22 protein-coding genes, 1 pseudogene and 1 riboswitch are annotated in these 26,387 nt (G+C 70.3%); of the genes and pseudogenes, 13 read left to right on the top strand and 10 right to left on the bottom strand.

The window, feature by feature from the left end; translation table 11 throughout:
* Positions 1–68 precede the first annotated feature (68 nt).
* The 4 genes from rlmN (at position 69) to ABZ845_RS16245 (ending at position 5,231) form a co-directional block, all read left to right on the top strand.
* Positions 69–1,175 (top strand): 23S rRNA (adenine(2503)-C(2))-methyltransferase RlmN, encoded by a 1,107-nt coding sequence (gene rlmN / locus ABZ845_RS16260; RefSeq protein ID WP_360979207.1) that lies wholly within the window; start codon positions 69–71, stop codon positions 1,173–1,175.
* Positions 1,176–1,226: 51 nt separating this feature from the next.
* Positions 1,227–1,332, top strand: a riboswitch (TPP riboswitch).
* A gap of 85 nt (positions 1,333–1,417) precedes the next feature.
* Positions 1,418–2,497: a thiamine ABC transporter substrate-binding protein gene (locus tag ABZ845_RS16255; RefSeq protein ID WP_360979472.1), complete on the top strand. Its 1,080-nt coding sequence runs from the start codon at positions 1,418–1,420 to the stop codon at positions 2,495–2,497.
* Positions 2,498–2,580: 83 nt separating this feature from the next.
* A complete protein-coding gene (locus ABZ845_RS16250) occupies positions 2,581–4,185 on the top strand; it encodes an iron ABC transporter permease (RefSeq protein WP_360979204.1) in 1,605 nt (534 codons plus the stop codon).
* 2 nt (positions 4,186–4,187) lie between these two features.
* Positions 4,188–5,231 (top strand): ABC transporter ATP-binding protein, encoded by a 1,044-nt coding sequence (locus ABZ845_RS16245; RefSeq protein ID WP_360979201.1) that lies wholly within the window; start codon positions 4,188–4,190, stop codon positions 5,229–5,231.
* Positions 5,232–5,311: 80 nt separating this feature from the next.
* Here the strand turns inward: ABZ845_RS16245 and ABZ845_RS16240 are convergent, their stop codons facing one another.
* From ABZ845_RS16240 to ABZ845_RS16215, 6 genes are all read right to left on the bottom strand, one after another.
* Positions 5,312–5,992 (bottom strand): LAETG motif-containing sortase-dependent surface protein, encoded by a 681-nt coding sequence (locus tag ABZ845_RS16240; RefSeq protein ID WP_360979198.1) that lies wholly within the window; start codon positions 5,990–5,992, stop codon positions 5,312–5,314.
* A 227-nt stretch (positions 5,993–6,219) separates the two neighbouring features.
* Positions 6,220–6,627, bottom strand: coding sequence for a VOC family protein (locus tag ABZ845_RS16235; protein WP_360979195.1), 408 nt, complete (start codon positions 6,625–6,627; stop codon positions 6,220–6,222).
* A gap of 172 nt (positions 6,628–6,799) precedes the next feature.
* Positions 6,800–8,068 carry a hypothetical protein gene (locus ABZ845_RS16230; RefSeq protein ID WP_360979192.1) on the bottom strand — a complete coding sequence of 423 codons (1,269 nt, stop codon included), beginning with the start codon at positions 8,066–8,068 and terminating at the stop codon, positions 6,800–6,802.
* Positions 8,050–8,784 (bottom strand): ATP-binding cassette domain-containing protein, encoded by a 735-nt coding sequence (locus ABZ845_RS16225; RefSeq protein WP_360979189.1) that lies wholly within the window; start codon positions 8,782–8,784, stop codon positions 8,050–8,052. The genes ABZ845_RS16230 and ABZ845_RS16225 overlap by 19 nt, the downstream gene beginning before the upstream one ends.
* 292 nt (positions 8,785–9,076) lie before the next feature.
* A complete protein-coding gene (locus ABZ845_RS16220) occupies positions 9,077–10,459 on the bottom strand; it encodes an aspartate aminotransferase family protein (protein WP_360979186.1) in 1,383 nt (460 codons plus the stop codon).
* Complete coding sequence (locus ABZ845_RS16215) at positions 10,444–10,959, bottom strand: Lrp/AsnC family transcriptional regulator (RefSeq protein WP_360979183.1); 516 nt, start codon at positions 10,957–10,959, stop codon at positions 10,444–10,446. The genes ABZ845_RS16220 and ABZ845_RS16215 overlap by 16 nt, the downstream gene beginning before the upstream one ends.
* A gap of 165 nt (positions 10,960–11,124) precedes the next feature.
* On the opposite strand from ABZ845_RS16215, the gene ABZ845_RS16210 reads away from it, so the two are divergent.
* The 4 genes and pseudogenes from ABZ845_RS16210 to ABZ845_RS16195 all read left to right on the top strand — a co-directional run bounded on the left by ABZ845_RS16210 (position 11,125) and on the right by ABZ845_RS16195 (position 16,185).
* Positions 11,125–12,564, top strand: coding sequence for a gamma-aminobutyraldehyde dehydrogenase (locus tag ABZ845_RS16210; RefSeq protein WP_360979180.1), 1,440 nt, complete (start codon positions 11,125–11,127; stop codon positions 12,562–12,564).
* A gap of 228 nt (positions 12,565–12,792) precedes the next feature.
* Positions 12,793–13,983 carry a spermidine/putrescine ABC transporter substrate-binding protein gene (locus tag ABZ845_RS16205; protein WP_360979177.1) on the top strand — a complete coding sequence of 397 codons (1,191 nt, stop codon included), beginning with the start codon at positions 12,793–12,795 and terminating at the stop codon, positions 13,981–13,983.
* A 254-nt stretch (positions 13,984–14,237) separates the two neighbouring features.
* A pseudogene (locus ABZ845_RS16200) lies at positions 14,238–14,795 on the top strand (TerD family protein); the annotation flags it as partial.
* Between the two features lie 685 nt (positions 14,796–15,480).
* Positions 15,481–16,185, top strand: coding sequence for a lytic transglycosylase domain-containing protein (locus ABZ845_RS16195; RefSeq protein WP_360979174.1), 705 nt, complete (start codon positions 15,481–15,483; stop codon positions 16,183–16,185).
* Positions 16,186–16,222: 37 nt separating this feature from the next.
* Here ABZ845_RS16195 and ABZ845_RS16190 read toward each other — a convergent pair whose 3' ends face one another.
* Complete coding sequence (locus ABZ845_RS16190) at positions 16,223–16,882, bottom strand: zinc ribbon domain-containing protein (protein WP_360979171.1); 660 nt, start codon at positions 16,880–16,882, stop codon at positions 16,223–16,225.
* 255 nt (positions 16,883–17,137) lie between these two features.
* Here ABZ845_RS16190 and ABZ845_RS16185 point away from each other — a divergent pair, with 255 nt between their 5' ends.
* On the top strand, positions 17,138–18,157 hold the full coding sequence (locus ABZ845_RS16185; protein WP_360979168.1) for an alcohol dehydrogenase: 1,020 nt from the start codon (positions 17,138–17,140) through the stop codon (positions 18,155–18,157).
* A 13-nt stretch (positions 18,158–18,170) separates the two neighbouring features.
* Complete coding sequence (nhaA, locus tag ABZ845_RS16180; RefSeq protein WP_360979165.1) at positions 18,171–20,069, top strand: Na+/H+ antiporter NhaA; 1,899 nt, start codon at positions 18,171–18,173, stop codon at positions 20,067–20,069.
* Positions 20,070–20,543: 474 nt separating this feature from the next.
* Here nhaA and ABZ845_RS16175 read toward each other — a convergent pair whose 3' ends face one another.
* Together ABZ845_RS16175 and ABZ845_RS16170 are read right to left on the bottom strand one after the other, a co-directional pair.
* Positions 20,544–21,227 carry a glycerophosphodiester phosphodiesterase gene (locus ABZ845_RS16175; protein WP_360979162.1) on the bottom strand — a complete coding sequence of 228 codons (684 nt, stop codon included), beginning with the start codon at positions 21,225–21,227 and terminating at the stop codon, positions 20,544–20,546.
* A 52-nt stretch (positions 21,228–21,279) separates the two neighbouring features.
* Complete coding sequence (locus tag ABZ845_RS16170) at positions 21,280–22,311, bottom strand: adenosine deaminase (protein WP_360979159.1); 1,032 nt, start codon at positions 22,309–22,311, stop codon at positions 21,280–21,282.
* A gap of 185 nt (positions 22,312–22,496) precedes the next feature.
* On the opposite strand from ABZ845_RS16170, the gene ABZ845_RS16165 reads away from it, so the two are divergent.
* Entirely contained in the window at positions 22,497–23,198 is a 702-nt protein-coding gene (locus tag ABZ845_RS16165; RefSeq protein WP_360979156.1) for a DUF4190 domain-containing protein, read from the top strand.
* Between the two features lie 123 nt (positions 23,199–23,321).
* Complete coding sequence (locus tag ABZ845_RS16160; RefSeq protein ID WP_360979153.1) at positions 23,322–23,771, top strand: DUF4190 domain-containing protein; 450 nt, start codon at positions 23,322–23,324, stop codon at positions 23,769–23,771.
* A 263-nt stretch (positions 23,772–24,034) separates the two neighbouring features.
* Here the strand turns inward: ABZ845_RS16160 and ABZ845_RS16155 are convergent, their stop codons facing one another.
* Complete coding sequence (locus ABZ845_RS16155) at positions 24,035–24,604, bottom strand: NADAR family protein (protein WP_360979150.1); 570 nt, start codon at positions 24,602–24,604, stop codon at positions 24,035–24,037.
* 209 nt (positions 24,605–24,813) lie between these two features.
* Here ABZ845_RS16155 and ABZ845_RS16150 point away from each other — a divergent pair, with 209 nt between their 5' ends.
* Positions 24,814–26,367 carry a gamma-aminobutyraldehyde dehydrogenase gene (locus ABZ845_RS16150; RefSeq protein ID WP_360979147.1) on the top strand — a complete coding sequence of 518 codons (1,554 nt, stop codon included), beginning with the start codon at positions 24,814–24,816 and terminating at the stop codon, positions 26,365–26,367.
* Positions 26,368–26,387 lie beyond the last annotated feature (20 nt).

The raw sequence follows: 26,387 nt of genomic DNA, 5'->3' as shown, positions 1-26,387 counted from the left end.
TGCTGACGACAGTCGAAGCGAGCGACGCCCGCAGGTCACCCGATTGGATCTGCGACACTGGTATCGCCATGCCTATGCCCGGAGAACTCACATTCGTCGCGCCGCGCGGAGCCAAGACGCCGCCGCGGCATCTTGCCGATCTCACGCCCGCCGAGCGCAAGGAAGCGGTCGCCGCGGTCGGCGAGAAGCCGTTCCGTGCCAAGCAGCTCTCGCAGCACTACTTCGCCCGGTACGCGCACGACCCGGCGGAGTGGACCGACATTCCCGCTGCCTCCCGGGGCAGGCTCCAGGAGGCGCTGCTCCCCGAGCTGATGACGGTCGTGCGGCATCTGTCGACCGACGAGGACACGACCCGCAAGACGCTGTGGCGGCTGTTCGACGGGACCCTCGTCGAGTCCGTGCTGATGCGCTATCCCGACCGGGTCACCATGTGCATCAGCTCCCAGGCGGGCTGCGGCATGAACTGCCCCTTCTGCGCCACCGGCCAGGCAGGGCTCGACCGCAACCTGTCCACCGCCGAGATCGTGCACCAGATCGTGGACGGCATGCGGGCGCTGCGTGACGGCGAGATCCCCGGTGGTCCGGCGCGGCTGTCCAACATCGTCTTCATGGGCATGGGCGAGCCCCTCGCCAACTACAAGCGTGTCGTCGGCGCCATCCGCGCGCTCACCGACCCGGCGCCGGACGGGCTGGGGCTGTCGCAGCGCGGGATCACGGTCTCGACCGTCGGACTGGTCCCGGCCATCCACCGCTTCGCCGACGAGGGCTTCAAGTGCCGGCTCGCCGTCTCGCTGCACGCGCCGGACGACGAACTGCGTGACACCCTCGTTCCCGTCAACACCCGCTGGAAGGTGCGCGAGGTCCTCGACGCCGGGTTCGAGTACGTCGAGAAGTCGGGACGGCGGCTGTCCATCGAGTACGCCCTGATCCGTGACATCAACGACCAGGCCTGGCGCGGCGACCGGCTGGGCCGGCTGCTTCGGGGCAAGCCCGTCCATGTGAACCTGATCCCGCTGAACCCGACGCCCGGCTCCAAGTGGACCGCGTCGAGGCCCGAGGACGAGAAGGCGTTCGTCGAGGCGATCGCCGCCCATGGTGTGCCGGTGACGATCCGGGACACCCGAGGCCAGGAGATCGACGGGGCGTGCGGACAGCTGGCGGCGACCGAGCGCTGAAGCGACAGCGGTAGTCTGGCCCGAGCACATCATCTTCATATGTACGATTCATATTTCCGACAGGGGAGCGCCGCAGCGCTGAGAGTGCGGGATCGCCCGCAGACCCTCTGAACCTCGCCCAGGTCATTCTGGGTAGGAAGTTCGGTCTCGACTCAAGCTGTTGTGCCCTGCCCGGGTTCCCTTCGGGGGCGTTTGGGCAGGGCCGCGTCTCTTCCTGGTCACCCAGGAGGAATCCAGTGAGCATCACCGGCAGGCAGTTCGCGGCCCTGGCCGTCGGGCTGGGCATGGTCACGTTGACCGCGTGCGGGTCGTCCGGCTCCACGAGCGCGGGCGGCGGTGACTCAACCACCGTGACTCTCGTCAGCCACGACTCATGGGCCGCGTCCAAGAGCGTCATCGCGGCCTTCGAGAAGCAGTCCGGCTACAAGGTCAAGGTGCTGGAGGACGGCGACGCGGGCCAGGCAGTCAACAAGGCGATCCTCACCAAGGACAACCCGCAGGGCGACGTCTTCTTCGGCGTGGACAACACCCTGCTCTCGCGGGCCCTCGACAACGGGCTGTTCCAGCCGTACCAGGCCAAGGGGCTCGGCCAGGTCGACGCGCGCTTCCAGCTCGACGCGGACAAGCACCGGGTCACACCGATCGACTACGGCGACATCTGCGTCAACTACGACAAGAAGTACTTCGCCGACCACAAGCTGACGCCGCCCACCTCCTTCGACGATCTGACCCAGCCCGCGTACAAGAACCTCCTCGTCACCGAGAACGCCTCCACCTCCTCGCCCGGCCTGGGCTTCCTGCTCGGCACCGCCGCGAAGTACGGGGACAAGGGCTGGCAGGAGTACTGGACGAAGCTCAAGGCCAACGGCGTCAAGGTGGTCGACGGCTGGGAGCAGGCCTACGACCAGGAGTTCTCCGGTTCGGCCGGCGGAAGGAAGGCGGGCGGCGACCGTCCGCTCGTCGTGTCGTACGCCTCCTCGCCGCCCGCCGAGGTCGTCTACGCCAAGCCGCGGCCGAAGACCGCCCCGACCGGCGTCGCGAGCGGCACCTGTTTCCGCCAGATCGAGTTCGCGGGCCTGCTCGGCCACGCCCACAACCCCAAGGGTGCCAAGGCGTTCATCGACTTCCTGCTCACCAGGCAGTTCCAGGAGGACATGCCGTTCAACATGTACGTCTACCCGGTCGTCCAGGGCGCGAAGGTGCCGGCCGAGTTCACCGAGTACGGTCCCGCGGCCACCAGCCCGGAAATCATGGCCCCGGCCAAGATCGCAGCCAATCGCGACCCCTGGGTCAAGTCGTGGACCTCGCTCGTACTGAAGTAGGCGAAGCAGCCGGCCAGGCCGGAGCGGCCAGGACGGACGACGCGGCTCCAAGGAGGTGGGGGAGCGCGGCGCGGACGGCCCTCATGGCCGTGCCCGTCGCGTTCTTCGCGGTCTTCTTCGCCTACCCCGTCGGCGCGATCGTCTCGCGTGGTCTCCACGCCGACGGGGTGTGGCGGTTCGGGCGGATCACGGACGTGCTCGCGGGGCCGGACATCCGGCATGTGCTGTGGTTCACGACCTGGCAGGCGCTCGCCTCCACCGCGCTCACGCTGCTGATCGCGCTGCCCGGCGCCTATGTCTTCGCGCGGCTGGACTTCCCGGGCAAGCAGGTGCTGCGCGCGGTCGTCACCGTCCCGTTCGTCCTGCCGACGGTCGTCGTGGGCACCGCCTTCCTTGCGCTCGTCGGCCGGGGCGGGCTCCTGGACGATCTGTGGGGCGTACGTCTCGACACCACCGTATGGGCCATCCTGCTCGCCCATGTCTTCTTCAACTACGCGGTCGTCGTCCGCACGGTCGGCGGACTGTGGGCGCAACTCGACCCCCGCCAGGAGGACGCGGCGCGCGTCCTCGGCGCCTCCCGCTTCGGTGCCTGGCGAAAGGTGACGCTGCCCGCGCTGGGCCCGGCTCTGGCCGCCGCCGCGCTGATGGTGTTCCTGTTCACCTTCACCTCGTTCGGCGTGGTGCAGATTCTCGGTGGCCCCACCTTCTCCACGCTGGAAGTGGAGATCTACCGCCAGACCTCGGAGATCTTCGACCTGTCGACCGCCGCCGTGCTGACGCTCGTCCAGTTCGCCGCGGTGGGAGCGATCCTGGCGCTGCACGCCTGGACGGTGCGCCGCCGGGAGAGCGCGCTGCGTCTGGTCGACGCGTCCCGCACCGCGAGCAGGCCCCGCGGCACGGGCCAGTGGGCGCTGCTCGGCTCGGTCCTCGTCACCGTCGCCGTCCTGCTCGTGCTGCCCCCGGCGGTCCTCGTGGCGCGATCACTCGACGCATCCGGGTTCGCGTACTACAAGGCGCTGACGCATGACGACGGTGGCACGTTCCTGGTCCCGCCGATCGACGCGGTCGGTGTCTCGCTCCAGTACGCCGTCGCGGCGACGGCGATCGCGGTGCTGATCGGATCGCTCGCCGCGGCGGCTCTGGCCCGCAGGGACGCCGGGCGTCTGGTGAGGGGCTTCGACGCGCTGCTGATGCTGCCGCTCGGTGTGTCCGCCGTGACCGTCGGCTTCGGCTTCCTGATCGCCCTGGACAAGCCGCCGCTCGACCTGCGCGGCTCCTGGATCCTGGTGCCGCTCGCGCAGGCGCTGGTGGGCGCCCCCTTCGTCGTGCGCACCATGCTGCCCGTGCTGCGCGCCGTGGACGAGCGGCTGCGGGAGGCCGCCTCCGTGCTCGGCGCGTCGCCGTGGCGGGTGTGGCGGGAGGTGGACCTGCCGATCGTGCGGCGGGCCCTGCTGATCGCCGCCGGGTTCGCCTTCGCCGTGTCGCTGGGCGAGTTCGGGGCGACCGTGTTCATCGCGCGGCCCGACAACCCCACGCTGCCCGTTGCGGTGGCCCGGTTGCTCTCACGGCCCGGAGAACTCAACTACGGCGAGGCGATGGCTCTTTCGACGATTCTGATGGTGGTGTGCGCGGTGTCGCTGCTGGTCCTCGAGAGGCTGCGGACGGACCGGACGGCGGGGGAGTGGTGACGATGCTCAGGCTTGAGGGAGCCACCGTGCGCTTCCCGGGGCGCGCCGCGCTCGACGGGATCGGCCTCGACGTCGCCGAGCACGAGACCGTATGTGTGCTGGGACCCAGTGGCAGCGGAAAGTCGACGCTGCTGCGGGCCGTGGCGGGGCTGCAACCCCTCGACGGCGGACGGCTGTTCCTTGGTGGCCGGGATCTGCACGGGGTACCCGCGCACCGGCGCGGCGTAGGGCTCATGTTCCAGGACCACCAGCTGTTCCCGCAGCGCGACGTGGGCGGCAACGTCGCGTTCGGGCTGCGTATGCAGGGCATCGCTCGCGCCGAACGGGACGCCCGTGTAGGTGAGTTGCTGGAGCTCGTCGGGTTGCCCGGCGCCGCGCGCAGGGCCGTCGCCTCGCTCTCCGGCGGCGAACAGCAGCGCGTCGCGCTCGCCCGGGCCCTCGCGCCCAGGCCCCGCCTGCTGATGCTGGACGAGCCGCTGGGCCAGCTCGACCGGTCACTGCGTGAGCGTCTCGTGGTCGAACTGCGCGCCCTTTTCAGACAGTTGGGTACGACCGTACTGGCCGTCACCCACGACCAGGGCGAGGCGTTCGCGCTCGCGGACCGGGTCTTGGTGATGCGTGACGGGCGGATCGCCCAGTCCGGTACGCCACTTGAGGTGTGGCAGCGCCCGGCGGACGGGTTCGTGGCCCGCTTCCTCGGCTTCGAGAACGTGGTGGAGGCGACCGTCGCCGGTGAGACCGCGGACACGCCGTGGGGCAGACTCCCGGTCCTGCGAGGTTCCCCGCAGGGACAGGGCACCCTGCTCGTCCGGCCCGCCGGAGTACGGTTCGTGGACGCGGCCGGGGGTCTGCGCTGCACCGTGGCCGCGCGCACCTTCCGCGGCACCCATGTCGCGGTGCGCCTCCAGCCCGAGGGCGCGCCCGCGCTGGAGGCGGAATGCCCGCTGCGGGCGGCACCCGAGCCAGGGGACGAGGTGGGCGTCGTGTTCGAGGCGGCGGACGTCGTGGTCCTCGGGGACGCTTCCGGGGACCGGGGAGAGCTGTAGACACGGGAGGCGGTCGCTCCTGGACGCACGAAAGGCCCGCCCCGGAAAGAGGCGGGCCTTCGTCTGCGTCTGCTGCGGTGTCAGCCGTTCTTCGAGGCGCCGCGACGGCGCATGCCGAAGAAGACCGCGCCGCCGCCGATGAGGACCAGGCCGCCGGCGATCCCGGCGATCATGGGCGTGCTGGAGCCGGCACCGGTCTCGGCCAGGTTGGACGTACCTGCCGCCGGCGAGGGGAAGTTGCTCCCGGCGGCGGCGGGAGCCGTGCTGCCCGACTCCGACGGCGTGGCCGACGGGGCGGAGGACGAGGACGGAGTGGCCGACGGCTTCGGGGTCCCGGATGCCGGGGGAGTGGTCTCCGAGGTCTGGCAGGCCTTGTCCGGCGCGAACAGGGGGGCCTTGAGGTCCGTGTCGAGGATGCCCGCCACGGTGACGCGGACACGGTACTGAGCCTTGGGGGTCCAGTCCTCGGGGAACGAGACCGTGGCGCCCTTCTTGGTGCCCTTGACGGTCTGTACACCGACCTGCTTCGCGTCGGCGCCGTTGGACTCCAGGTATACCGAGACGGTCGCCGTCTGACGCGAGGCGTCGGTGTCGCTGACGGTGATGACGCCCTTGCCGTTGCTGTCGCAGGACGCGACGGCCGAGAAATCACCGATCGAGCAGGCGAACGCGTTGCCGGCGACGCCGAGCGCGAGCGCGGCGCCCACCGAAGTGACGCCGACGATGCGCACCGTTCGTGCGGTGCGGGAGGTTATGGACACGATTGCCCTTCGCGGGATGCGCAACTGCGGGGGGTATGGGGGTTGTTGTTGTCCAGACAACAACAACCCCAAGGGGCTCACCTGTCTAACGGGGGCTACTGACTGCTGTCAACGCCGATGTCCGGCATGACCGTCGTCTTTGCCCGCTCATTAATCATCATGGCGTTTGAACCCCGCGGGAACCGCTCAACCGCCCCGCACTTGCACACCCGTTCGACTGGGCGTGTTCAGCCCTGCACCGCCGCCGGGTCCATCCACATGACCTCCCAGGTGTGGCCATCCAGATCGTCGAAGGCGCGGCCGTACATGTAACCGTGGTCCATAGCCTCCCCGCTGCCCTTGCCGCCCGCCGCCAGAGCCTTGTCGACCAACTCGTCCACCTTCTCCCGGCTCTCGGCGCTCAGGCACAGCAGCACCTCGCTGGTCCGCGTGGCGTCGGCGATCTCCTTCGTCGTGAAATCGGCGTAGCGCTGCCTGCCCAGCAGCATCGCGACGATGGTGTCGCTGATCACCACGCAGGCGCAGTCGTCCGTCGTGAACTGCGGGTTGATCGTGTAGCCCAGTTCCGTGAAGAACTTCTTCGACGCGTCCACGTCGGCGACGGGCAGGTTCACGAAGATCATCTGCTGGTACATGGGTGCTCTCTCCCGGTGACGTCTCGGTGATGGCTCGGTGGTGTTCCGTGAGGTGCTTTCGTGGGGTGCTCCGCGTGATGCACCGTTGTTACGGGAGGACAGACCCCCGGCCGTCGCCGAACTCATCGCCCGGACCCGAAGAACTTTCCGCGGGCCCGCGCGCCGCGGGCGGTCAGCGAGCCAGCGGGATCGCAGCCAGCTCCGCGACCAGCCAGGTGACCGGTACGAACACCACCGCAAGGGCGGCGGCACGCAGCAGCGCCGAGGTGCGCAGCACCCTGGCAGGCGCGCCCATCCGCACCAGCGCCGCGATGGACTCGGAGCGCTCCTGCCGCGCCTCGACGGCGGCGGTCGCCAGCGTCGCGAGCGCGCAGCCCGCCACGAGGACGGCGCCGAGTACGGCCAGCGGACCGAAGGACGGCTGCGTGCCGCCGTACAGTGCCGCCGTCGCGTACGCCCCCGACGCCACAGCGCACACCACGCCGAGCGGCCCTCCGATCCGCCGTGCCTCCTCCTGGAGCCCCCGCCCGGCGAGCAGCCGCAGGGCGCCGGGGCGAGCGGACTGCAGCAGCTTGCCGCACAGGTGGGCGAGCGCGGGCCCGGCCAGGGCCAGCCCCAGTGAGGTCAGGGCCCAGCCCGCCAGGACCCACAGGGGCCCGCTCGCGATGCCGCCGGGCAGATGCAGCCCGGGTGACCGGGCGGCCTGGCTCGCGTGCGTCTCCACGGCCAGTCCGGCGGCGAGCGCCGCCACACCCCAGGGAAGTCCGCCCGGAACGGGCGGTGCGTCCGGGAGCCCGTCCGGCGCGGACGCCTCACCCGGGGAACCGGGGGTGGCCGGGATGTCTGAGATGTCAGGCTCATTGAAGGTGTCCGGCGCGGCGCCGGCCCGCGTTCCGGCGTCCCCTCGCCGCCCTGCGCGCGGCGGTCGTCCGTCCTTGGGGCGCAGGGCGAACGCGCTCGCCACGGATGCCGTGAACGGCACCAGCGCGAGGAGCGTGAGCGTGGCGGGCAGGGGAAGCGGCTGGTCGGAGGCGAGGAACGTGGGTCCCGCTCCATTGAGCGGCGTCCCCGGCAGATCGCCGCGCAGATGCAGGAAGGCCAGCAGCGCCAGCAGCGAGCCGAACAGGGTCGACAACGCCGTGGTCGCCGACGAGAGGGCCATCATCCGGGCCGGGCCGAGGCCGATCGTCGCCAGACCCGAGCGGGGTCGCGTGCCCGGGTCGGTACGGGCGACCGCGACGGCGAAGTACACCGTGGCGGCCATCGGCGCGAGGCACCACAGCAGCCTCAGCGACGCGCGGTCCGGCGTCTCGGGGTGCATCAGCGCGTAGCCCAGCGTGCACAGCAGCAGAAAGCCCGTGCCCGCCGAGGCCGCCGCCACCAGGAGCCGCCGGAGCTGGACGAGGGGGCGTGCCCCGCGGGCTAGACGGAGAGCGAGCACGGTGCCCGGCCTTCCTCGGTCACCGGTGGCAGATGGACGGTGTTCACCTGCCGTCCGTCCAGCAGCGACACACTGCGGTCGGCTACGGCCGTGGCGTCCTCGTGGTGTGCGGCCAGGACGACCGTGATGCCGTGCGACCGGGCCGCCGAGGTGAGTGTGCGCAGTACCTGGGCGCCCTCGGCGCGGTGGAGCGAGGCGGTCGGCTCGTCCGCGAAGAGCACGGTCGGGCACGCGGCGAGCGCTCGCGCCACGGCGATCCGCTGGCGCTCCGGCCGGGAGAGCTGAGGGGGGCGCGTTCGGGCGCAGCCGCCGATGTCCAGTCGCTCCAGCCACTCCAGGGCGGCGGCCTTGGCCCGGCGGCGGCTCGTGCCGCGCAGCATCAGCGGCAGCGCGGCGTTCTCCCAGGCGTTGAGCTCGGGCAGGAGCAGGGGCGACGGATCGATCCAGCCGAACCGGTCGCGCCGCAGTCGTTCCCGTGCGAGCGAGCCCATCGTGTGCACCGGTGTGCTGTTGAACCAGACTTCGCCCTGCCGGGCGGGAAGCACGCCCGCCAGGCACTGGAGAAGCGTCGTCTTGCCGCTGCCGCGCGGGCCGGTGACGGCGAGGATCTCGCCCTCGCGTACACCGAGCGAGACACCGCACAGTGCAGGCGAGTCGTTGTGCTGGAAGTGCAGGGCGCGAGCCCAGAGAACGTCGTTGTCCGGCGGGGCCACCATCGCGTACACCTCGGTTCAGGTCCGTGTTCCCGTGCCGGGCTCCCGGGAAGGGAACCCGTTCGGGGGAACGAAGGCAGGAGCGATCGGTCACTGCGCACGCTAGGCAGTCGGTGCCGGGAGCCTGGGACAGCAGCGGCCCCGGGCCGCCGTTTCTCACTCGAACGGGCGACTCGGGGCCGTCTGTTGATCATCCAGAAGGATGATCGGTGTCTCGGCTGGTCGGGAGCTCGGGCGGTTCAGGGCCCGGGCGGCTCACGGCCGGTCGTTCAGACCGGTCGTTCAGACCGATGGTTCAGAGCTTGGTCCACGCCTCCTTCAGCGTCGCCCGCAGGATCTGCTCGATCTCGTCGAACGTCTCCTGGTTGGAGATCAGCGGCGGGGCCAGCTGGACGACCGGGTCACCGCGGTCGTCGGCACGGCAGTACAGGCCGTTGTCGAACAGGGCCTTGGACAGGTAGCCGTACAGGACGCGCTCGGTCTCCTCCTCGTTGAAGGACTCCTTGGTCGCCTTGTCCTTGACCAGCTCGATGCCGTAGAAGAAGCCGTTGCCGCGGACGTCGCCGACGATCGGCAGGTCGTGCAGCTTCTGCAGGGTCGTGAGGAACGCGGACTCGTTGTCGAGCACGTGCTGGTTGAGGCCCTCGCGCTCGAACAGGTCCAGGTTGGCGAGGCCCACGGCCGCGGAGACCGGGTGACCACCGAACGTGTAGCCGTGCAGGAAGGTGTTGTCGCCCTTGTAGAACGGCTCGGCCAGCCGGTCGGAGACGATGCACGCCCCTATGGGGGAGTAGCCCGAGGTCATGCCCTTGGCGCAGGTGATCATGTCCGGGACGTAGCCGAACTTGTCGCACGCGAACATCGTGCCGAGGCGGCCGAAGGCGCAGATGACCTCGTCCGAGACGAGCAGCACGTCGTACTTGTCGCAGATCTCGCGCACGCGCTGGAAGTAGCCGGGCGGCGGCGGGAAGCAGCCGCCGGCGTTCTGCACCGGCTCCAGGAAGACCGCGGCGACCGTGTCCGGGCCCTCGAAGAGGATCTGCTGCTCGATCTGGTCGGCGGCCCAGCGGCCGAACGCCTCCGGGTCGTCACCGAAGATCGGCGCACGGTAGATGTTGGTGTTCGGCACCTTGTGCGCGCCCGGCACCAGCGGCTCGAAGGGGGCCTTCAGGCCCGGCAGGCCGGTGATGGACAGGGCGCCCTGGGGGGTGCCGTGGTAGGCGACGGCACGCGAGATGACCTTGTGCTTGGTGGGCTTGCCCACCAGCTTGAAGTACTGCTTGGCCAGCTTCCAGGCGGTCTCGACCGCCTCGCCGCCGCCCGTGGTGAAGAAGACCTTGTTCAGGTCGCCCGGCGCGTAGTCCGCGAGGCGCTCGGCCAGCTCCACGGCCTTGGGGTGGGCGTAGGACCACACCGGGAAGAACGCGAGCTCCTGCGCCTGCTTGAACGCGGTCTCCGCCAGTTCGGTGCGGCCGTGACCTGCCTGTACGACGAACAGACCGGCGAGTCCGTCGAGGTACCGCTTCCCCTTGTCGTCGTAGATGTAGGTGCCCTCGCCCCGGACGATGGTGGGGACGGGCGCGTTCTCGTACGAGGACATGCGGGTGAAGTGCATCCACAGGTGGTCGTACGCGGTCTGGCTGAGGTCCTTGGTACTCACGGCTATCGGGTTCCCCACATGTAGGTCTGCTTCTTGAGCTTGAGGTAGACGAAGCTCTCGGTGGAGCGCACGCCGGGGAGGGCCCGGATGCGTTTGTTGATGACGTCCAGCAGGTGGTCGTCGTCCTCGCAGACGATCTCCACCATCAGGTCGAACGAGCCTGCGGTCATCACCACGTACTCGCAGTCGGGCATCGCGGTCAGCGCGTCGGCGACGGACTCCACATCGCCCTCGACGTTGATCCCGACCATCGCCTGCCTGCGGAAGCCCACGGTGAGCGGGTCCGTGACGGCGACGATCTGCATCACGCCCTGGTCGAGCAGCTTCTGGACGCGCTGGCGCACGGCCGCCTCGGAGAGGCCCACCGCCTTGCCGATCGCGGCGTACGGCCGACGGCCGTCCTCCTGGAGCTGCTCGATGATGGCGAGGGAGACGGCATCCAGATGGGAGCTGCCGTTCCTGGACTCGCGGGAGTCCTTTTGATCTGCGCTTCGACTGGCCACAACCTCACTCTGCACGACGTCTCGATAGTTTCGCAAGGCTCGATCAATGAAATTCGTTGTTTCTATGTGATGAGCCTGCGGATTTCGCAGCGGTGACGCAATCAGGACTGTTGAAAACGTGGGGCCACGGACTAGGGTGGGTGTCTCAGTGATTGGACATCCGAACTTGGAGGGCAGGCTGTGAGCAGCGAGCTGCGTCGTCTGCGCAACTACATCGACGGCGAATTCCGTGACGCCGCCGACGGACGCACCACCGAGGTGGTCAACCCCGCCACGGGCGAGGCTTATGCGACCGCCCCGCTGTCCGGGCAGGCGGACGTCGACGCCGCGATGGCGGCCGCGGCAGCGGCCTTCCCGGCCTGGCGTGACACCACGCCCGCGGAGCGCCAGAAGGCCCTCCTCAAGATCGCCGACGCCTTCGAGGAGCGGGCCGAGGACCTGATCGCCGCCGAGGTCGAGAACACCGGCAAGCCGGTCGGTCTGACCCGGTCGGAGGAGATCCCGCCGATGGTCGACCAGATCCGCTTCTTCGCGGGCGCCGCCCGTATGCTCGAGGGCCGCTCGGCCGGCGAGTACATGGAGGGGATGACCTCGATCGTCCGCCGTGAGCCGGTCGGCGTCTGCGCCCAGGTCGCGCCGTGGAACTACCCGATGATGATGGCGGTGTGGAAGTTCGCCCCGGCCATCGCCGCGGGCAACACCGTCGTCCTCAAGCCCTCGGACACCACCCCGGCGTCCACGGTCCTGATCGCCGAGATCATCGGCGCGATTCTGCCGAAGGGCGTCTTCAACGTCATCACGGGCGACCGCGACACCGGCCGGATGATGGTCGAGCACCCGACCCCGGCGATGGCCTCGATCACCGGCTCCGTCCGTGCGGGCATGTCCGTCGCCGAGTCCGCATCCAAGGACCTCAAGCGGGTGCACCTGGAGCTCGGCGGCAAGGCGCCGGTCGTCGTCTTCGAGGACTCCGACATCGCCAAGGCCGTCGAGGACATCTCGGTGGCGGGCTTCTTCAACGCCGGCCAGGACTGCACGGCCGCCACCCGTGTCCTCGTCCACCAGTCCATCCACGACGAGTTCGTGGCCGCGCTGGCCAAGGCCGCGGCCGAGACCAAGACGGGCCGGCCGGACGACGAGGACGTGCTCTTCGGGCCCCTCAACAACCCGAACCAGCTCAAGCAGGTCTCCGGCTTCATCGAGCGGCTGCCCGCGCACGCGAAGGTCGAGGCCGGCGGTCACCAGGTCGGCGACAAGGGCTACTTCTACGCGCCGACCGTCGTCTCCGGCGTCAAGCAGGACGACGAGATCATCCAGAAGGAGGTCTTCGGCCCGGTCATCACCGTCCAGTCCTTCACGGACGAGGCGCAGGCCGTCGAGTACGCGAACGGCGTCGAGTACGCCCTCGCCTCCTCGGTCTGGACGAAGGACCACTCCCGCGCGATGCGGATGTCCAAGGCCCTCGACTTCGGCTGCGTGTGGATCAACACGCACATCCCGCTGGTCGCGGAGATGCCGCACGGCGGCTTCAAGAAGTCCGGCTACGGCAAGGACCTGTCGGCGTACGGCTTCGACGACTACACGCGCATCAAGCACGTGATGACGTCGCTGGACGCGTAGGCGGCACACGGCGACCGTGTACGGCCCCGGACGGGAGATTCCCGTCCGGGGCCGCGGCGTTCCGCCCGGGGCCGACGTGTCCCGGAACACGGGCGGACGCGACGGCGCGGCGGGACCGGTCTCTCCCCTCCCGGAAACTCCCGGGGTTGACAAGGTGTCGGGATACCGCCGAGCGGCTCGACGGGGCGTCGATTGCCCGGTGGCGAGGGCCGGCGGCATGCTTCCGCTGTGCACCGGACCCCGATGACTCCCGCGCCCGCCCGCCGGTCCCTGCTGCGCGCCCTCGGCGGTGGCGCACTGCTCGGCGCGCTCGCCGGCTGTGGTGTTCCCGCCGCGTATGTGGCACCCGGTGACCGTTCCGGAGCGGATCTCTCCACCCGGGACAAGCGGCTGACCGTGGCCAACTGGCCCCTCTACATAGACACCGACGACCAGCACCCGAACAGGCGTCCCACGCTGGACGCGTTCCAGAAGCGCACCGGCATCGCCGTGGACTACTCGGAAGAGATCAACGACAACGACGAGTTCTTCGGCAAGATCAGTCCGGCGCTCATGAACCACCAGCGGCCCGGACGCGATCTGATCGTCCTCAGCGACTGGATGTGCGCGCGGTTCGTGCACCTCGGCTGGGTGCAGGAGATGGACCGGTCCCGCCAGCCGAACGTGGCCCGGTACCTCGACCCGCTGCTGCGCTCGCCCAGCTTCGACCCGGGGCGGAAGTTCACCGTGCCCTGGCAGTCCGGGATCACCGGTATCGCCTACAACCGCCGAAAGCTGGGCCGGGAGATCCGGCACGTCTCGGAGTTGTGGGCGAGCGACCTCAAGGGCCGCGTCACGCTGCTGTCGGGACTGGACGAGGCGTACGCGCTGCTGATGCAGGGCAACGGTGTGGACGTCACCGAGTGGACCGCCGACGACTTCCACCGCATCTGCGACCAGGTCGAGCGGCATGTGCGCAGCGGCCAGATCCGCCGGTTCACCGGCAACGACTACACCAAGGACCTGGTCAGCGGTGACGTCCTGGCCTGTCAGGCGTACTCGGGCGATGTGATCCAGCTTCAGGCGGACAACCCCGACATCCGCTTCGTCGTCCCCGAAGAGGGCGCGGAGCTGTGGGCCGACTCGATGATGATCCCCGACCTGGCCGGCCACAAGGCGAGCGCCGAGCGGCTGGTCGACCACTACTACCGGCCGGAGATCGCCGCGGAACTCGCCGCCTGGGTGAACTACGTCTGCCCCGTCCCGGCCGCCCAGGACATCCTCGCCGCCTCCACGGACAAGGACACCGCGGCCCTCGCCGAAAACCCGCTGATCTTCCCGGACGCCTCCATGCGCCAACGCCTGGTGATCGCGCGGGACATCAAGTCCACCGAGCGCCTCGAGTTCGCACGGCGGTGGAACGCGATCGTGGGCTTGTGACGCCGGTCGCCGGCCCGCCGGGCGGCGCGCCGACGATTCCCCCACGGTGCGGCGTGGGAACGGCAGTTCTGGTACCCGGAGGAGTCGGGGTGCCCCCTCCCATGTTCCAAAAGGCAGGATCCGGCACGGTGGTGCGCGTCCTTCACGCTCGGCCCGTCACTTAATTTAGGCATTGCGCAAACAGGGAACCGGGTGGGCCCGGATCGCGTTGATCAGAGTGAGCGCGGTACGACGGACAGCTGCGGAGGATGTTCATGAGCGTGGCCCTGGCCAAGGGCGGCAACGTGTCGCTGAGCAAGCAGGCCCCCGGCCTGACGGCGGTGACGGTCGGGCTGGGCTGGAAGGCGGACGCCGGTCTTGATCCGGACGGCGGGGCGTTGCTGTGCGACCAGTCGGGGAAGGTCCTCTCGGACGAGCACTTCGTCTTCTACAACAACCCGAGCAGTCCCGACGGTTCGGTGCGCCACACCAGTGGCGGCGGCTCCGGTGGGCCGGACGACCAGCAGATCCACGTCGACCTCACCCGGGTGCCGTCCGACGTCGTGAAGATCGTCTTTCCGGTGGCGCTGTACGACGCCTCGGCCCGCGGCCAGAGCTTCGGACAGGTGCGCGGCGCCCATATCCGGGTCGTCGACCAGGAGGGCGGCGCCGAACTGGCGCGCTATCAGCTGGGTGCCTCAGGACCGGCCGCCGAGACCGCCCTGGTGTTCGGCGAGTTGTACCGCCATGGGGCGGAGTGGAAGTTCCGTGCGATCGGCCAGGGGTACGCCTCGGGGCTCGCGGGCATCGCCTCCGACTACGGGGTGAGCGTCCTGCGCGAGGACACGGGACCCGCATCCCCGACTGCTCAGCAGACGGCCGCTCCACCCGCCGCCACCTATGTACCGCCCGCCCCCGCTCCCGCGCCGCCGGCGGTTCCGGCGCCGGTCGCCGCGCGGCCGATGGCGCCGGCGACGGCGTCCGCACCACCACCACCACAACCGACAGGGAGTCCTTCCGTGACCTGCTTCTTCGACCCCGGCCACGGCCCCGGCGCGATGACCGTGACCTGGTCCCCGCAGTGGGGCGTGCCCAGGCCGGTGCAGGCGTGCGGCAGTTGCGCGCAGCGGGTGCAGAGCACGCCCCCGCCGTTCTACACGCCGCCCCAGCAGGGGTATCCGCAGCCGCCGGTCCAGCAGGGATACCCTCAGGGCTACCCGCAGCAGGGCTATCCCCAGCAGGGGTACCCCCAGCAGGGGTACGCACAGCCGTACGGGGAGTCTTACGACCACCACCATCACGAGGAGCAGGGCGGACGCCGGTTCGGCGCGGGCGCGCTCATCGGCGCCGGTGCGGCCGGCCTGATCGGCGGTGCGCTGCTCAACGAGGCGTTCGACGACGATGAACCCGATGTGGTGGTGAACAACTTCTACGAGGAGTGACCGGCGAAGCCGAACGCCGGGCCGGGGCGAGCAGACGGGGCGGGACGGGAGAGGACCGCGCGAAAGAGGGTGGCACATGGCCGATGTCCGGTCGTGGCGGCGACGGTGGATGGCCGTCGCCGTGTTCGTCCTGGCCCTCTACGTCATCATCCGCGCGGCGGGCACCCCGCAGTCGGACGCCCCGTCCCACTCCGGTACCGGCCCGTCTCCGTCCGCCTCGCCCTCCGGCGCGGCGAGCAAGTCCGGCGGGGCGAGCCCTTCCCCGTCGCCGATCGCTTCGTCGTACGACCCCGCCGACTACGCATCCCAGGTGCGCGCCGGGGCTCGTAAGACGGGCGTCAGCGCCCAGCTGCTGATGGCGATCCTGTACAACGAGGCGTACAAACCCCATGACCCGGATTTCGAACGGGCGTGGCAGAAGTACAAGCCGGATGCCGCCTTCGGCATCGCGAACATGCATCGCGCGACCTTCGACGGCACCAAGAAGGGCCGCGACTTCGCGAACCGCCGCTGGGAGGAACTGCCCGACGACCGTGACCTCGCCATCGAGGCCGAGGCATGGTATCTCCACGATCTCGCGGCCCAACTGCCCGCCGCCTGGTCCGCGTCGTACAGCAAGGACGAACTGCTGGCCCTCGGCTACAACGCCGGGGCGGGCAACATGCTCGCCTTCGCCCGCGGCGCCGCCCCCGGCAGTCAGGCCCGGTCCTACCTGGACCGGCTGCGGGCCAACTGGGCCGAGGCGGGCCGAGCGGTGGGCGTGGGCGGCGCGGCGCACTGAGCTGCGCCCAGAAGCCCGCGCCGCCCCGCCCCGTCGGTCAGCGCCGGGCGCCGCACGCCGGGCAGAAGGCCGCACCGTCCGGCAGGTCCTGGTGGCAGGCCCCGCAGCTCACCGTCTGGCCCAGGCGGTGTCCGCAGCCGGGACAGAATGCGGCGCCGCGCGTCTCGGTACGGCAGTGCGGGCACACCAGCTGGCGTGGCGTCGTGGCGTCGTAGCTCTGCCCGCGCTGCTGTCCATCGTCGTACGCGCGCTGAGCGACCATGTCGTTGAGGCCCCTCTGCTGCGCTGCCTGGGCCTCGGCGGCGGTGTCCGGAGAGCAGGTCAGACACAGTCCCTGCCCCGGGTTCCAGCAGCGGGCGCAGACACAGCCCGTGCAACGGGGGCAGCGGTTGAAGTGCCCCTGCGCGTTGTCGATGGCCCGGGTGAACGCCGCGTCCCGCTGGGTACCGAAGCTCGCCCCCGCCAGGCCGTCGGCCGCGTCCGACACACCGCGGCCCGCGCCGCCCACCACCGACCAGGCAGCGTTCATCCCCTTCGTCAGCCAGCCGGCCATCTGCCCGGCTCTGAACGGCTCGAACGGCGAGCGCCAGGTGTCGGAGCAGCGAGAGCAGTAGAACTCGAACTGGAACCCGGCGCCGGTGCCCTGCTGCTGGCACATGTCGCGGTAGTTGTTGCTGAAGTAGATCTCGGAACTCATGAAGCGCGCCCCCCAAGGCATCTGTGCAGTGGTTCTGCCCTGGGGACGCCGCACCGACCCCCGGGGTTCCCGTGCAGCGGCGCGGCTTACCGGACCATTCGGCATGAAAACGACATGATCCTTCCCTGTCGGCCGGAAGTCGGTCGGAAGCCGGTCGCAAGTCGGTCGGTAACCGACCGGTGGTCGGTCGGCAGTCGGGCGGCAGTCGCGCGGCAGTCGACCGGTCCTATGCGAAGCGGGATGGAGAGGAAGGCCATGTCTGTCATGCGAGTGGCCCAGGTGGCGGAGCCCGGAGGGCGGTTCGAGCTCGTCGAGCGGGAGAGCCCTGAGCCGGGGCCGGGACATGTGCGCATCGCCGTCGAGGCCGCGGGCATCTGCCATACCGACGCGGTGATGGTCCAGACCCCGTTCCCGGGCACCCGGTTCCCGCTCGTGCCCGGACACGAAGTGGCCGGACGGATCGACGCGGTGGGCGAAGAGGCGGCCGACTGGAACGTCGGCGACCGGGTCGAGGTCGGCTGGTTCGGCGGGAACTGCGGGCACTGCGGTCCCTGCCGCCAGGGCGACTTCATGAGCTGCGTCAATCTGAAGGTGCCCGGCTGGGCCTACGACGGCGGATACGCCACCCACATGGTCGCGCCCGTCCAGGCTTTGGCGCGCATCCCCGAGGGCCTGACGGCCGCCGAGGCCGCCCCGCTCGGGTGCGCCGGGGTGACCTCCTTCATGGGGCTGCGCAGCAGTGTGGCCCGGGCCGGTGACCTCGTCGCCGTCCTCGGGGTGGGAGGCCTCGGGCATCTGGGCGTCCAGTTCGCGGCGAAGATGGGCTTCGAGACCGTGGCGATCGCCCGTGGCCGGGACAAGGAGAGCCTGGCCCGCGATCTGGGCGCGCACCACTACATCGACAGCTCGGCCTCCGATCCCGCGCAGGAGCTGAAGGAACTGGGCGGAGCGAAGGCCGTCCTCGGTACCGCGGCCAGCTCCGCCGCCATGGAGGCGACGGTCGACGGGCTCGCGCCGCACGGACAGCTGGTCGTGATCGGGGTGTCGGATCAGCCGATCGGTGTGACGCCCCTTCAACTGATCTCCGGAACCCAGTCCGTGATCGGTCATCCGTCGGGCACGGCGTCGGAGGTCGAGAACACCATGGCCTTCAGCGCGCTCTTCGGTGTGCGCCCGATGATCGAGTCGATGCCGCTGGAGGAGGTCAACGACGCGTTCGCGCGCATGCTGTCAGGGGCGGCGCGCTTCCGCATGGTGCTGACCACCGGCGCCTGAGGGCGAGTGCGGGATGTCCTTCGAAGCCACGGACTACACGGGGCAGACCGCGTGCCGCAGCGGCACGCACTCCCCGCTGCGCGACTTCCTGCGGACCGAGACCGGGAGCGCCGCCGTCCTGGTGGCGGCGGCACTCGCCGCCGTCCTCTGGGCCGACGCGGTGCCCTTGGCCTATGAGTCGTTCTGGCACACGCACCTGTCGGTCCGGATCGGCCCCTACGGTGTGTCGCTCCCGTTGCGCGCATGGGTGAACAGCGGCCTTATGACCGTGTTCTTCTTCGTCGTCGGCCTGGAAGCGCGCCGCGAGTTCGACATGGGCGAGCTGCGCGACCGCACCCGGCTGGCCCTGTCGCTCGCCGCGGGACTCAGCGGCATGCTCGTGCCGATCGCCATCTACCTCGCGTTCAACGTCGGCCATGGAACGACGCGGGGCTGGGGCGCGGCGATGTCCACCGACACCGCCTTCGCCCTGGGCATGCTCGCCGTGGTCGGACGCCGTATGCCGCCAGGACTGCGGGTCTTCATCCTCACGATCACCGTGGTGGACGACTTCCTCGCCCTCGGCGTCATCGCCGTCGCCTACACCGACCGTCTGGCGGTGCCGGCGCTGCTGGTGGCCGTCGGTGTCTTCGCCGTCGTCCTGCTGGTGCGGTGGCTCGGGGTCCGCAGGGGCGTCGTCTACGCGATCGCGGCGATCATCGCCTGGGTCGCGCTGCTGGAATCGGGGGTGGATCCCGTGGTCATCGGCCTCGCCATGGGGCTGCTCACCTACGCGTATCCGGCGGCACGCACCGACCTGGAGCGGGCGACCGGCCTGTTCCGGCTCTTCCGCGAGCAGCCCACCCCCGAACTGGAGCGCACAGTACGCGCCGGGCTCGCCTCGGCGATCTCACCGAACGCGCGGCTGCAGCGCCTGTTCCACCCGTGGGCGGGCTATGTCGTCGTACCTCTCTTCGCCCTGGCCAACGCGGGCATCCCGGTCAGCGGCAGTCAGCTGGCCCGTGCCTTCACCTCGCCCATCACCCTGGGCATCTTCCTGGGCTATGTCGTCGGCAAGCCGCTCGGCATCATCGGCTCCACGGCCCTGGCCACGGTCGTGAGCCGTGGGCGGATCCGGGTACCGGTCGGCTGGGGAGCCGTGGTCACGGGCGGAACCCTGGCCGGGGTCGGCTTCACGGTCTCCCTGCTCATCGCCACGCTGGCGTTCGGCGGAACCCGGCTCCAGGACGCGAAGATCGGCATCCTGAGCGCGGTGGCCGCCTCCTTCGTGACGAGCAGGCTGGTCACCGGAGTCATCCGGATGCTGCCGCGCCCGCTGCAACTGCGGGCAGTGTTCGGCAGAGCGGAGACGATCACCGACCTGGCGGTGCCCGTGGACCTTCACCGTGACCATGTGCGCGGGCCGCGCGAAGCGCCGGTGACCATCGTGGAGTACGGCGACTACGAGTGCCCGTTCTGCGGACAGGCGGAGCAGGCCGTCCGCGAACTGCTCGGGGACTTCGGCGACGTGCGGTATGTGTGGCGGCACTTCCCGCTGAGCGATGTCCATGTGCACGCACAACTCGCCGCGGAGGCCGCGGGGGCGGCGGCGCTGCAGGGTCGCTTCTGGGAGATGCACGATCTGCTGCTCAGCCACCAGGGTGCCCTGGACCTGGGGGACCTGCGGCGCTATGCCGCCCTGCCCGGGCTGGACATGGAGCGGTTCGAACGGGACATGCTGTCGCGGGCGGGTGCGGTGCGGATCGCGGAGGACGTGGAGTCGGCGGATCTGAGCGGCGTGGCGGGGACGCCCACGTTCTTCGTCAACGGGCGTCGGCATGACGGGGCGTATGACATCGCGGGGTTGTCTCAGGCCGTACGTGTCGCTCGGGCGCGAGCGGCCGTGAGCGCTCCGCTCGGGGGCGCGTCCTGACGTGCGCGTGCGTTGTGGCTTCCTGCGCCCACTGTCCACCGCGGGTGCGCTGCGGTTGCTCGCACAGTCCCCCGCGCCCCTGACGGGGCGCTACCGGCCCGGAGCCCACCACGTACCCGCAGGTATGGGCGGCGGGGTGCACCCGATGGGGGCGCGGGGAACTGCGCAACACCCCCCACGTACCCGCAGACATATGGCGGCGGGGTGCACCGGATGGGGGCGCGGGGAACTGCGCAATACCCCCCCACGTACCCGCAGACATGTGGCGGCGGGGTGCACCGGATGGGGGCGCGGGGAACTGCGCAATACCCCCCACGTACCCGCAGACATGTGGCGGCGGGGTGCACCGGATGGGGGCGCGGGGAACTGCGCAATACCCCCCACGCAGCCGCAGGCACACGGCGGCGGAACGCGCCCGGCAAGGGCAAGGGCACGGAAACCCCCGCAACGCCCAGCGCAGCGCACCCGCACATTTCAGCCCTGCCGAAGCGCGCGCAACGTCTCGATGCGGTTCGTCGTGATGGAGTCCACGCCCGCCGCGAGGAGCCTCCGCATCGAGCGGCGGGTGTCGGGCGTCCAGACGGACAGCAGATGACCACCCCGGTGCACGCGGACCGCCAGATCGCGGTCGACCAGGCTGAAGCGGTAGTTGAGCCAGCGCGGGCGCACCGCGTCCAGTACGCCGGGCCGCGGCGGAGCGAGGCTCGTCCAGGTCAGGGCGATCTCCGCCGAGGGGTCGGCCGCGCGGACGGCCAGCATGGTCTGCGCCCCCGCGCAGTAGTACACCCGCTCCGCGGCGTCGTACTGCCGGACGACGTCCACGATCCGGCGTACGGCCCGGGCCGAGGGCGCGCCCGGCAGGTCGATCATGACCCTGCTTCCGGCGGTGGCCTCCAGCGCCTGAGCGAGGGTCGGCACGCCACCCGCCGTCAGCCCCCGCACCTCGTCCGAGGACAGCGCGGCGAGCGGCCGGTCCTGCTCCCACAGCCGTTTCAGCGTCGCGTCGTGCAGGAGCACGGGAACGCCGTCGCGGGTGAGCCGTACGTCGATCTCGACCGCGTCCGCGCCCTGCTGGAGCGCGGAACGCAGCGAGGCGATCGTGTTCTCACGGTGGCGGTAGGGGTCGCCGCGATGGGCGACGGCAGTCACGGTGTGCATGCGCCCATTGTGGGGGCGGTCCGGCGCGTGCCGGACCGCCGGGGCGGGAGGGTCAGGGAGCCAGCCACGTCGTGGTGTAGGAGTCGATCTCGGCGGTCATCCTGGCCTTGCCGGCGCTGTCGAGGAAGGACGCCTCGACCGCGTTCTTCGCGAGTGAGGCGAGCCCCCGCTCGTCCAGCTCCAGCAGCCGTGCGGCCACCGCGTACTCGTTGTTGAGGTCGGTTCCGAACATCGGCGGGTCGTCCGAGTTGATCGTGACCAGCACGCCCGCCCGCACCATCTCCTTGATCGGGTGCTCATCGAGGGTGCGCACCGCGCGGGTGGCGATGTTGGAGGTAGGGCAGACCTCCAGCGGGATGCGGTGCTCGGCGAGGTGCTTCAGGAGCGCCGGGTCCTGGGCGGCGCTCGTGCCATGGCCGATGCGCTCGGCGCGCAGCTCGTTCAGCGCGTCCCAGATCGACTGCGGGCCCGTGGTCTCACCGGAGTGCGGCACGGAGTGCAGGCCCGCGGCGACGGCGCGGTCGAAGTACGGCTTGAACTGGGGCCGGGGCACCCCGATCTCCGGTCCGCCGAGGCCGAAGGAGACCAGGCCCTCGGGCCGGATGCCGTCGGTGATCGCGAGGCGGGCGGTCTCCTCGGCCGACTGAAGCCCTGCCTCACCCGGGATGTCGAAGCACCAGCGCAGGATCACGCCCAGCTCGGATTCGGCGGCCTTGCGGGCGTCCTCGATGGCGGCCATGAACGCGCGCTCGTCGATGCCGCGCCGGGTCGACGAGTAGGGAGTGATGGTCAGCTCCGCGTAGCGCACGTTCTGCCGGGCCAGATCGCGGGCGACCTCGAAGGTCAGCAGCCGGACGTCCTCCGGGGTGCGGACCAGGTCCACGACCGAGAGATAGACCTCGATGAAGTGGGCGAAGTCCGTGAACGTGAAGTAGTCGGCCAGTGCCTCCGGGTCCGTGGGCACCTTGGAGTCGGGGTGGCGGGCGGCGAGTTCCGAGACGATGCGGGGGGAGGCGGAGCCGACGTGGTGTACGTGCAGTTCGGCTTTGGGCAGCCCGGCGATGAAGGCATGCAGATCGCTCAAGGGGTTCCTCCCAGGGAACGGCGCCGTCTCGGGCGGCGCGGATGATCGGCTGATCGGTGGTGCGAGGGACATCGTAGGCGGCACCGTTCGAATGGGAGGCCGGGAGTCCGGTGGGGGCAGGCGCCGATCGCGTGTGCGAACCTGGCCCGTAGCATGGCGGGAGCATCGAATGAGGGGGCCGGGTAATGGCGGACGAGGCGCACGAGACGAAGCGCGACGCGGCGGAGGTGGCCGACCCATGGGCGCCGCCGGGCAGCGGGACCTCGCTGAGCAAGCCCTCGGACCCGACGCCGACCGTGCATGACATGCCGACGATGACCGCGATGCCGAGTGCCGACGGATTCGTGCCGCCGCAGGCATCCGCGCCGCCGCAGGCGTTCGCGCCCCCGCAGGGGTACGCTCCGCCCGGATTCGGACCGGCGACGGGTGGGCCGTCCGCGGGTCCGGCGGACGGGATGCTCCCCCCGCCGCCGATCGCGCCCACCGGCCCCGGCCCGGGCGACTACAGCTATCCCGCCTACCCGAACCAGGGGTGGCCCGGCGCGCCGATAGCGCCGCAGAACGGTCTGGGGACCGCGGCGATGGTGCTCGGCATCATCTCGTGCGCGCTGTTCTGCCTCTATGGCGTGGTCTCCGTCATCACGGGCGTCATCGCCCTGGTCCTCGCCATCAACGCCCGCAAGCGCGTCGCGCGGGGGGAGGCCAACAACCCGGGACAGGCGCAAGCCGGACTGATCATGGGGATCATCGGAACCGTCCTCGGCGTCCTGGTGATCGTTCTGTTCGTCATCGGGATCTCCACTGCCCTCAAGGACCACCACGACGACCCCTACGACGACTCCTACGGCGCCACGCGGGTGACCCAGCAGGCGGTCGTCGCCCGCTGACAGCCGGACACACGGGCCGACGCCCCGGCCACCGGGACGTCAACCAGCCTTCGCATATCGGTATCCCTCAGTGCCGGTTGGACCATTAGGATGTTCCGACTGTCAACGAGGGGAGATCAGTTCATGTCCGACCCGTATGCCGGGCCAGGTGGCTACGGCAATCCTCCGTCCGTTCCTCCGGCGCCGCAGCAGGCCCCGGGCTACGGATATCCGCAATCGGGCCCGGGCTACCCTCCCGCGCCTCAGGCCGGGTACCCCGTGGCGCCTCAGAGCGGCTACTACAACGCGTCCGGCTATATGCCGCAGCCGCAGAACGGTCTCGGAACCGCGGGCATGGTCCTCGGCATCATCGGCACGGTGTGCGCCCTGACCATCGTGCTGTGGTGGGTCGGGGTGATCCTCGGAATCCTCGCGATCATCTTCGGCGCGATCGGACGCGGCAGGGCAAACCGCGGAGAGGCGACCAACAAGGGCGCGGCGACGTCGGGGCTCGTCCTCGGCATCGTCGCCACGGTGATCCTTCCGCTGCTGGGGCTGCTCCTCTTCGCCAGCGTCATGGGGGCCATGAACTGAGCGCTCCGCGGGAATTGCGGTTCATCGCCTGGTCGTCCGTCGTGGCCGGCCGCGCCCGCGCGGCGGAGCCGCATACCGACAGGGCCCAGGGCCTCTTCAGGGCACCACGGAACCGCACCCGGCTTTGCCGGACCCGCTCAGGGCCTTTCGTCCGGATCAGGCATGATCCGAACGAAAGACCCCGGGCCGACTGACATCCCGCCGGCGGGGTGCCTCCACGGGCACCCCGCCGGTGCTGCCCGGCCCCGGCCCGCACCGCCCCGCTACGCGGTGGCGGCCCCTTTTCTCAGCCGCTCGCGCGCCTCCATCAGCGCGAACCCGAGCAGGTTCGGACCGCGCCAGCGCAGTGGATCGTCCGCCCCCTCGTCCGTCTCCGCCATGCCTATGCCCCAGATCCGGTCCACCGGACTGGCCTCGACCAGCACGCGATCTCCCGTGCCGAGCAGGAACTCCCTCAGATCGGTGTGCGCGGCGAACTTGTGGACGCTGCCCTCGACCACGATCGCGAACCGCTCGCGCTGCCACACGGCGTCGTCGAAGCCGCGCACCAGCCGCCCCGCCTTCTTGGCCAGCGCGGGGTTCGGCGCCTGAAGGGCCTTGCGCTCCGCCTCCGCGTCATCGAAGAGCCGTGCCTTCGACGCCATCATCCAGTGCTCCGCCGTCGCGTACTCGACGCCGTCCACGGTGAACGGCGACTGCCACCACTGGCTCAGGCAGCTCGACCCCACCCTTCCGTCCCGGCGCGGACGATGCCCCCAGAAGTGGAGGTACTTGACCCTCGCCCCCGTCTGGACCTCCCGGATCAGGGCTTCCCATGTGTCGATCTTCCCCATGCACGCGAGTGTGGCACGCACCACTGACACTCCGTCCTCGCTTTCCGTAGTGGAGTCGACATCTGGTCGACAGATTCCGTCGCGTAACCAAAAGGCAACAACGGAATCACTTGTTGGAGTCCAGTAGCTCTGTCAGGATCGGCACTCAAATCGAGCCGGAGCTACGCCAGCCCCGCCGCGGACGCGGTCTGGCGGCCAAGGAGAGCGACATGCACAACCCGGGCAACCCCGGCGACGTCGACATCCGCACCCGGACGTGGAACGACGTACAGGAGTTCCTCGCGGACGGCGCGCAGTACATAGCGGGCAGAACGGTCAAGGGTACGTCGGGTCGTACCCACACGGTGGTGGACCCGTCGACGGGCGCCGAGGTGTACACGTACGACCTCGCGGGCGCCGAGGACGTGGACCGCGCCGTCGCCGCCGCGCGTGCCGCCTTCCCCGCCTGGTCCACGGCCACCCCCGGTGAGCGCTCCGACGCGCTGCACCGCTTCGCCGCCGTCCTCGCCGACCGGGCCGAGGATCTCGCCCGCTTCGAGTCGCTCCAGTGCGGCAAGCCGCTGAAGCTGAGCCGGGAGTTCGACGTTCCGGGCACGATCGACAACACGGCCTTCTTCGCCGGTGTCGCCCGGCACCTCCAGGGGCAGTCCGCCGGTGAGTACTCCGGCGACCACACCTCCTACGTCCGGCGCGAGGCCATCGGCGTCGTCGGCTCCATCGCACCCTGGAACTACCCCCTGCAGATGGCCGCCTGGAAGATCCTCCCGGCCATCGCCGCGGGCAACACGATCGTGCTCAAGCCGGCCGAGCTCACCCCGCTGACCTCGCTGCTGTTCGCCCGGGCGGCCACCGAGGCCGGGATCCCGGACGGCGTCGTCAATGTCGTCACCGGCACCGGCAAGGAGGCGGGCGAACGCCTCGTCGGCCACCCCGACGTGGCGATGACCTCCTTCACCGGCTCGACAGCGGTCGGCAGGCGCGTCGCCGAGATCGCCACCGCCACCGTCAAGCGGCTCCACCTCGAGCTCGGCGGCAAGGCGCCCTTCCTCGTCTTCGACGACGCCGATCCGGAGGCCGCCGCCCACGGCGCGGTCGCGGGCGCGCTCATCAACACCGGCCAGGACTGCACGGCCGCCACGCGCGCGTATGTGCAGCGCCCCCTCTACGAGGAGTTCGTCCGCCGGACCGCCGCTCTCATGGAGACCGTCCGGCTCGGCGACCCCTTCGTACCCGGCACCGACCTCGGCCCGCTGATCTCGCACGTCCAGCGCGACCGCGTCGCGGGGTTCGTCGACCGGGCGCGGTCCTACGCGCGCGTGGTGACCGGAGGTGAGGCTCCCGGAGGGGAACTCGCGAGCGGCGCCTACTACCGGCCCACCCTCGTCGCCGACGCACCCCAGGACAGCGAGATCGTCCAGTCCGAGATCTTCGGTCCGGTGCTTGTCGTGCTGCCCTTCGACAGCGATGACGAGGGCATCCGGCTCGCCAACGACACCCCCTACGGCCTCGCCGCGTCCGCCTGGAGCCGCGATGTGTACCGGGCGAACCGCGCGACCCGTGAGATCAAGGCGGGTTGCGTGTGGGTCAACGACCACATCCCGATCATCAGCGAGATGCCGCACGGCGGCTACAAGGCGTCCGGCTTCGGCAAGGATATGTCCGCGTATTCATTCGAGGAGTACACCCAGGTCAAGCACGTCATGTTCGACAACACCGCGGCGGCTGCCAAGGACTGGCACCGCACGATCTTCGGGGACCGCTAGCAGACAGGCCGCCTGACCGC

The sequence above is a fragment of the Streptomyces sp. NPDC047022 genome (assembly GCF_040644155.1).
Taxonomy (GTDB): domain Bacteria; phylum Actinomycetota; class Actinomycetes; order Streptomycetales; family Streptomycetaceae; genus Streptomyces.
This window is presented reverse-complemented; position numbering and strand designations above follow the sequence as displayed.

Bases quoted from the DNA above. Each gene is read 5' to 3' on its own strand.
- rlmN (WP_360979207.1), top strand. From the start codon at position 69: ATGCCTATGCCCGGAGAACTCACATTCGTCGCGCCGCGCGGAGCCAAG.
- ABZ845_RS16250 (WP_360979204.1), top strand. From the start codon at position 2,581: ATGGCCGTGCCCGTCGCGTTCTTCGCGGTCTTCTTCGCCTACCCCGTC.
- ABZ845_RS16245 (WP_360979201.1), top strand. From the start codon at position 4,188: ATGCTCAGGCTTGAGGGAGCCACCGTGCGCTTCCCGGGGCGCGCCGCG.
- ABZ845_RS16235 (WP_360979195.1), bottom strand. From the start codon at position 6,627: ATGTACCAGCAGATGATCTTCGTGAACCTGCCCGTCGCCGACGTGGAC.
- ABZ845_RS16225 (WP_360979189.1), bottom strand. From the start codon at position 8,784: ATGGTGGCCCCGCCGGACAACGACGTTCTCTGGGCTCGCGCCCTGCAC.
- ABZ845_RS16195 (WP_360979174.1), top strand. From the start codon at position 15,481: ATGGCCGATGTCCGGTCGTGGCGGCGACGGTGGATGGCCGTCGCCGTG.
- ABZ845_RS16190 (WP_360979171.1), bottom strand. From the start codon at position 16,882: ATGAGTTCCGAGATCTACTTCAGCAACAACTACCGCGACATGTGCCAG.
- ABZ845_RS16185 (WP_360979168.1), top strand. From the start codon at position 17,138: ATGTCTGTCATGCGAGTGGCCCAGGTGGCGGAGCCCGGAGGGCGGTTC.
- nhaA (WP_360979165.1), top strand. From the start codon at position 18,171: ATGTCCTTCGAAGCCACGGACTACACGGGGCAGACCGCGTGCCGCAGC.
- ABZ845_RS16175 (WP_360979162.1), bottom strand. From the start codon at position 21,227: ATGCACACCGTGACTGCCGTCGCCCATCGCGGCGACCCCTACCGCCAC.
- ABZ845_RS16165 (WP_360979156.1), top strand. From the start codon at position 22,497: ATGGCGGACGAGGCGCACGAGACGAAGCGCGACGCGGCGGAGGTGGCC.
- ABZ845_RS16160 (WP_360979153.1), top strand. From the start codon at position 23,322: ATGTCCGACCCGTATGCCGGGCCAGGTGGCTACGGCAATCCTCCGTCC.
- ABZ845_RS16155 (WP_360979150.1), bottom strand. From the start codon at position 24,604: ATGGGGAAGATCGACACATGGGAAGCCCTGATCCGGGAGGTCCAGACG.
- ABZ845_RS16150 (WP_360979147.1), top strand. From the start codon at position 24,814: ATGCACAACCCGGGCAACCCCGGCGACGTCGACATCCGCACCCGGACG.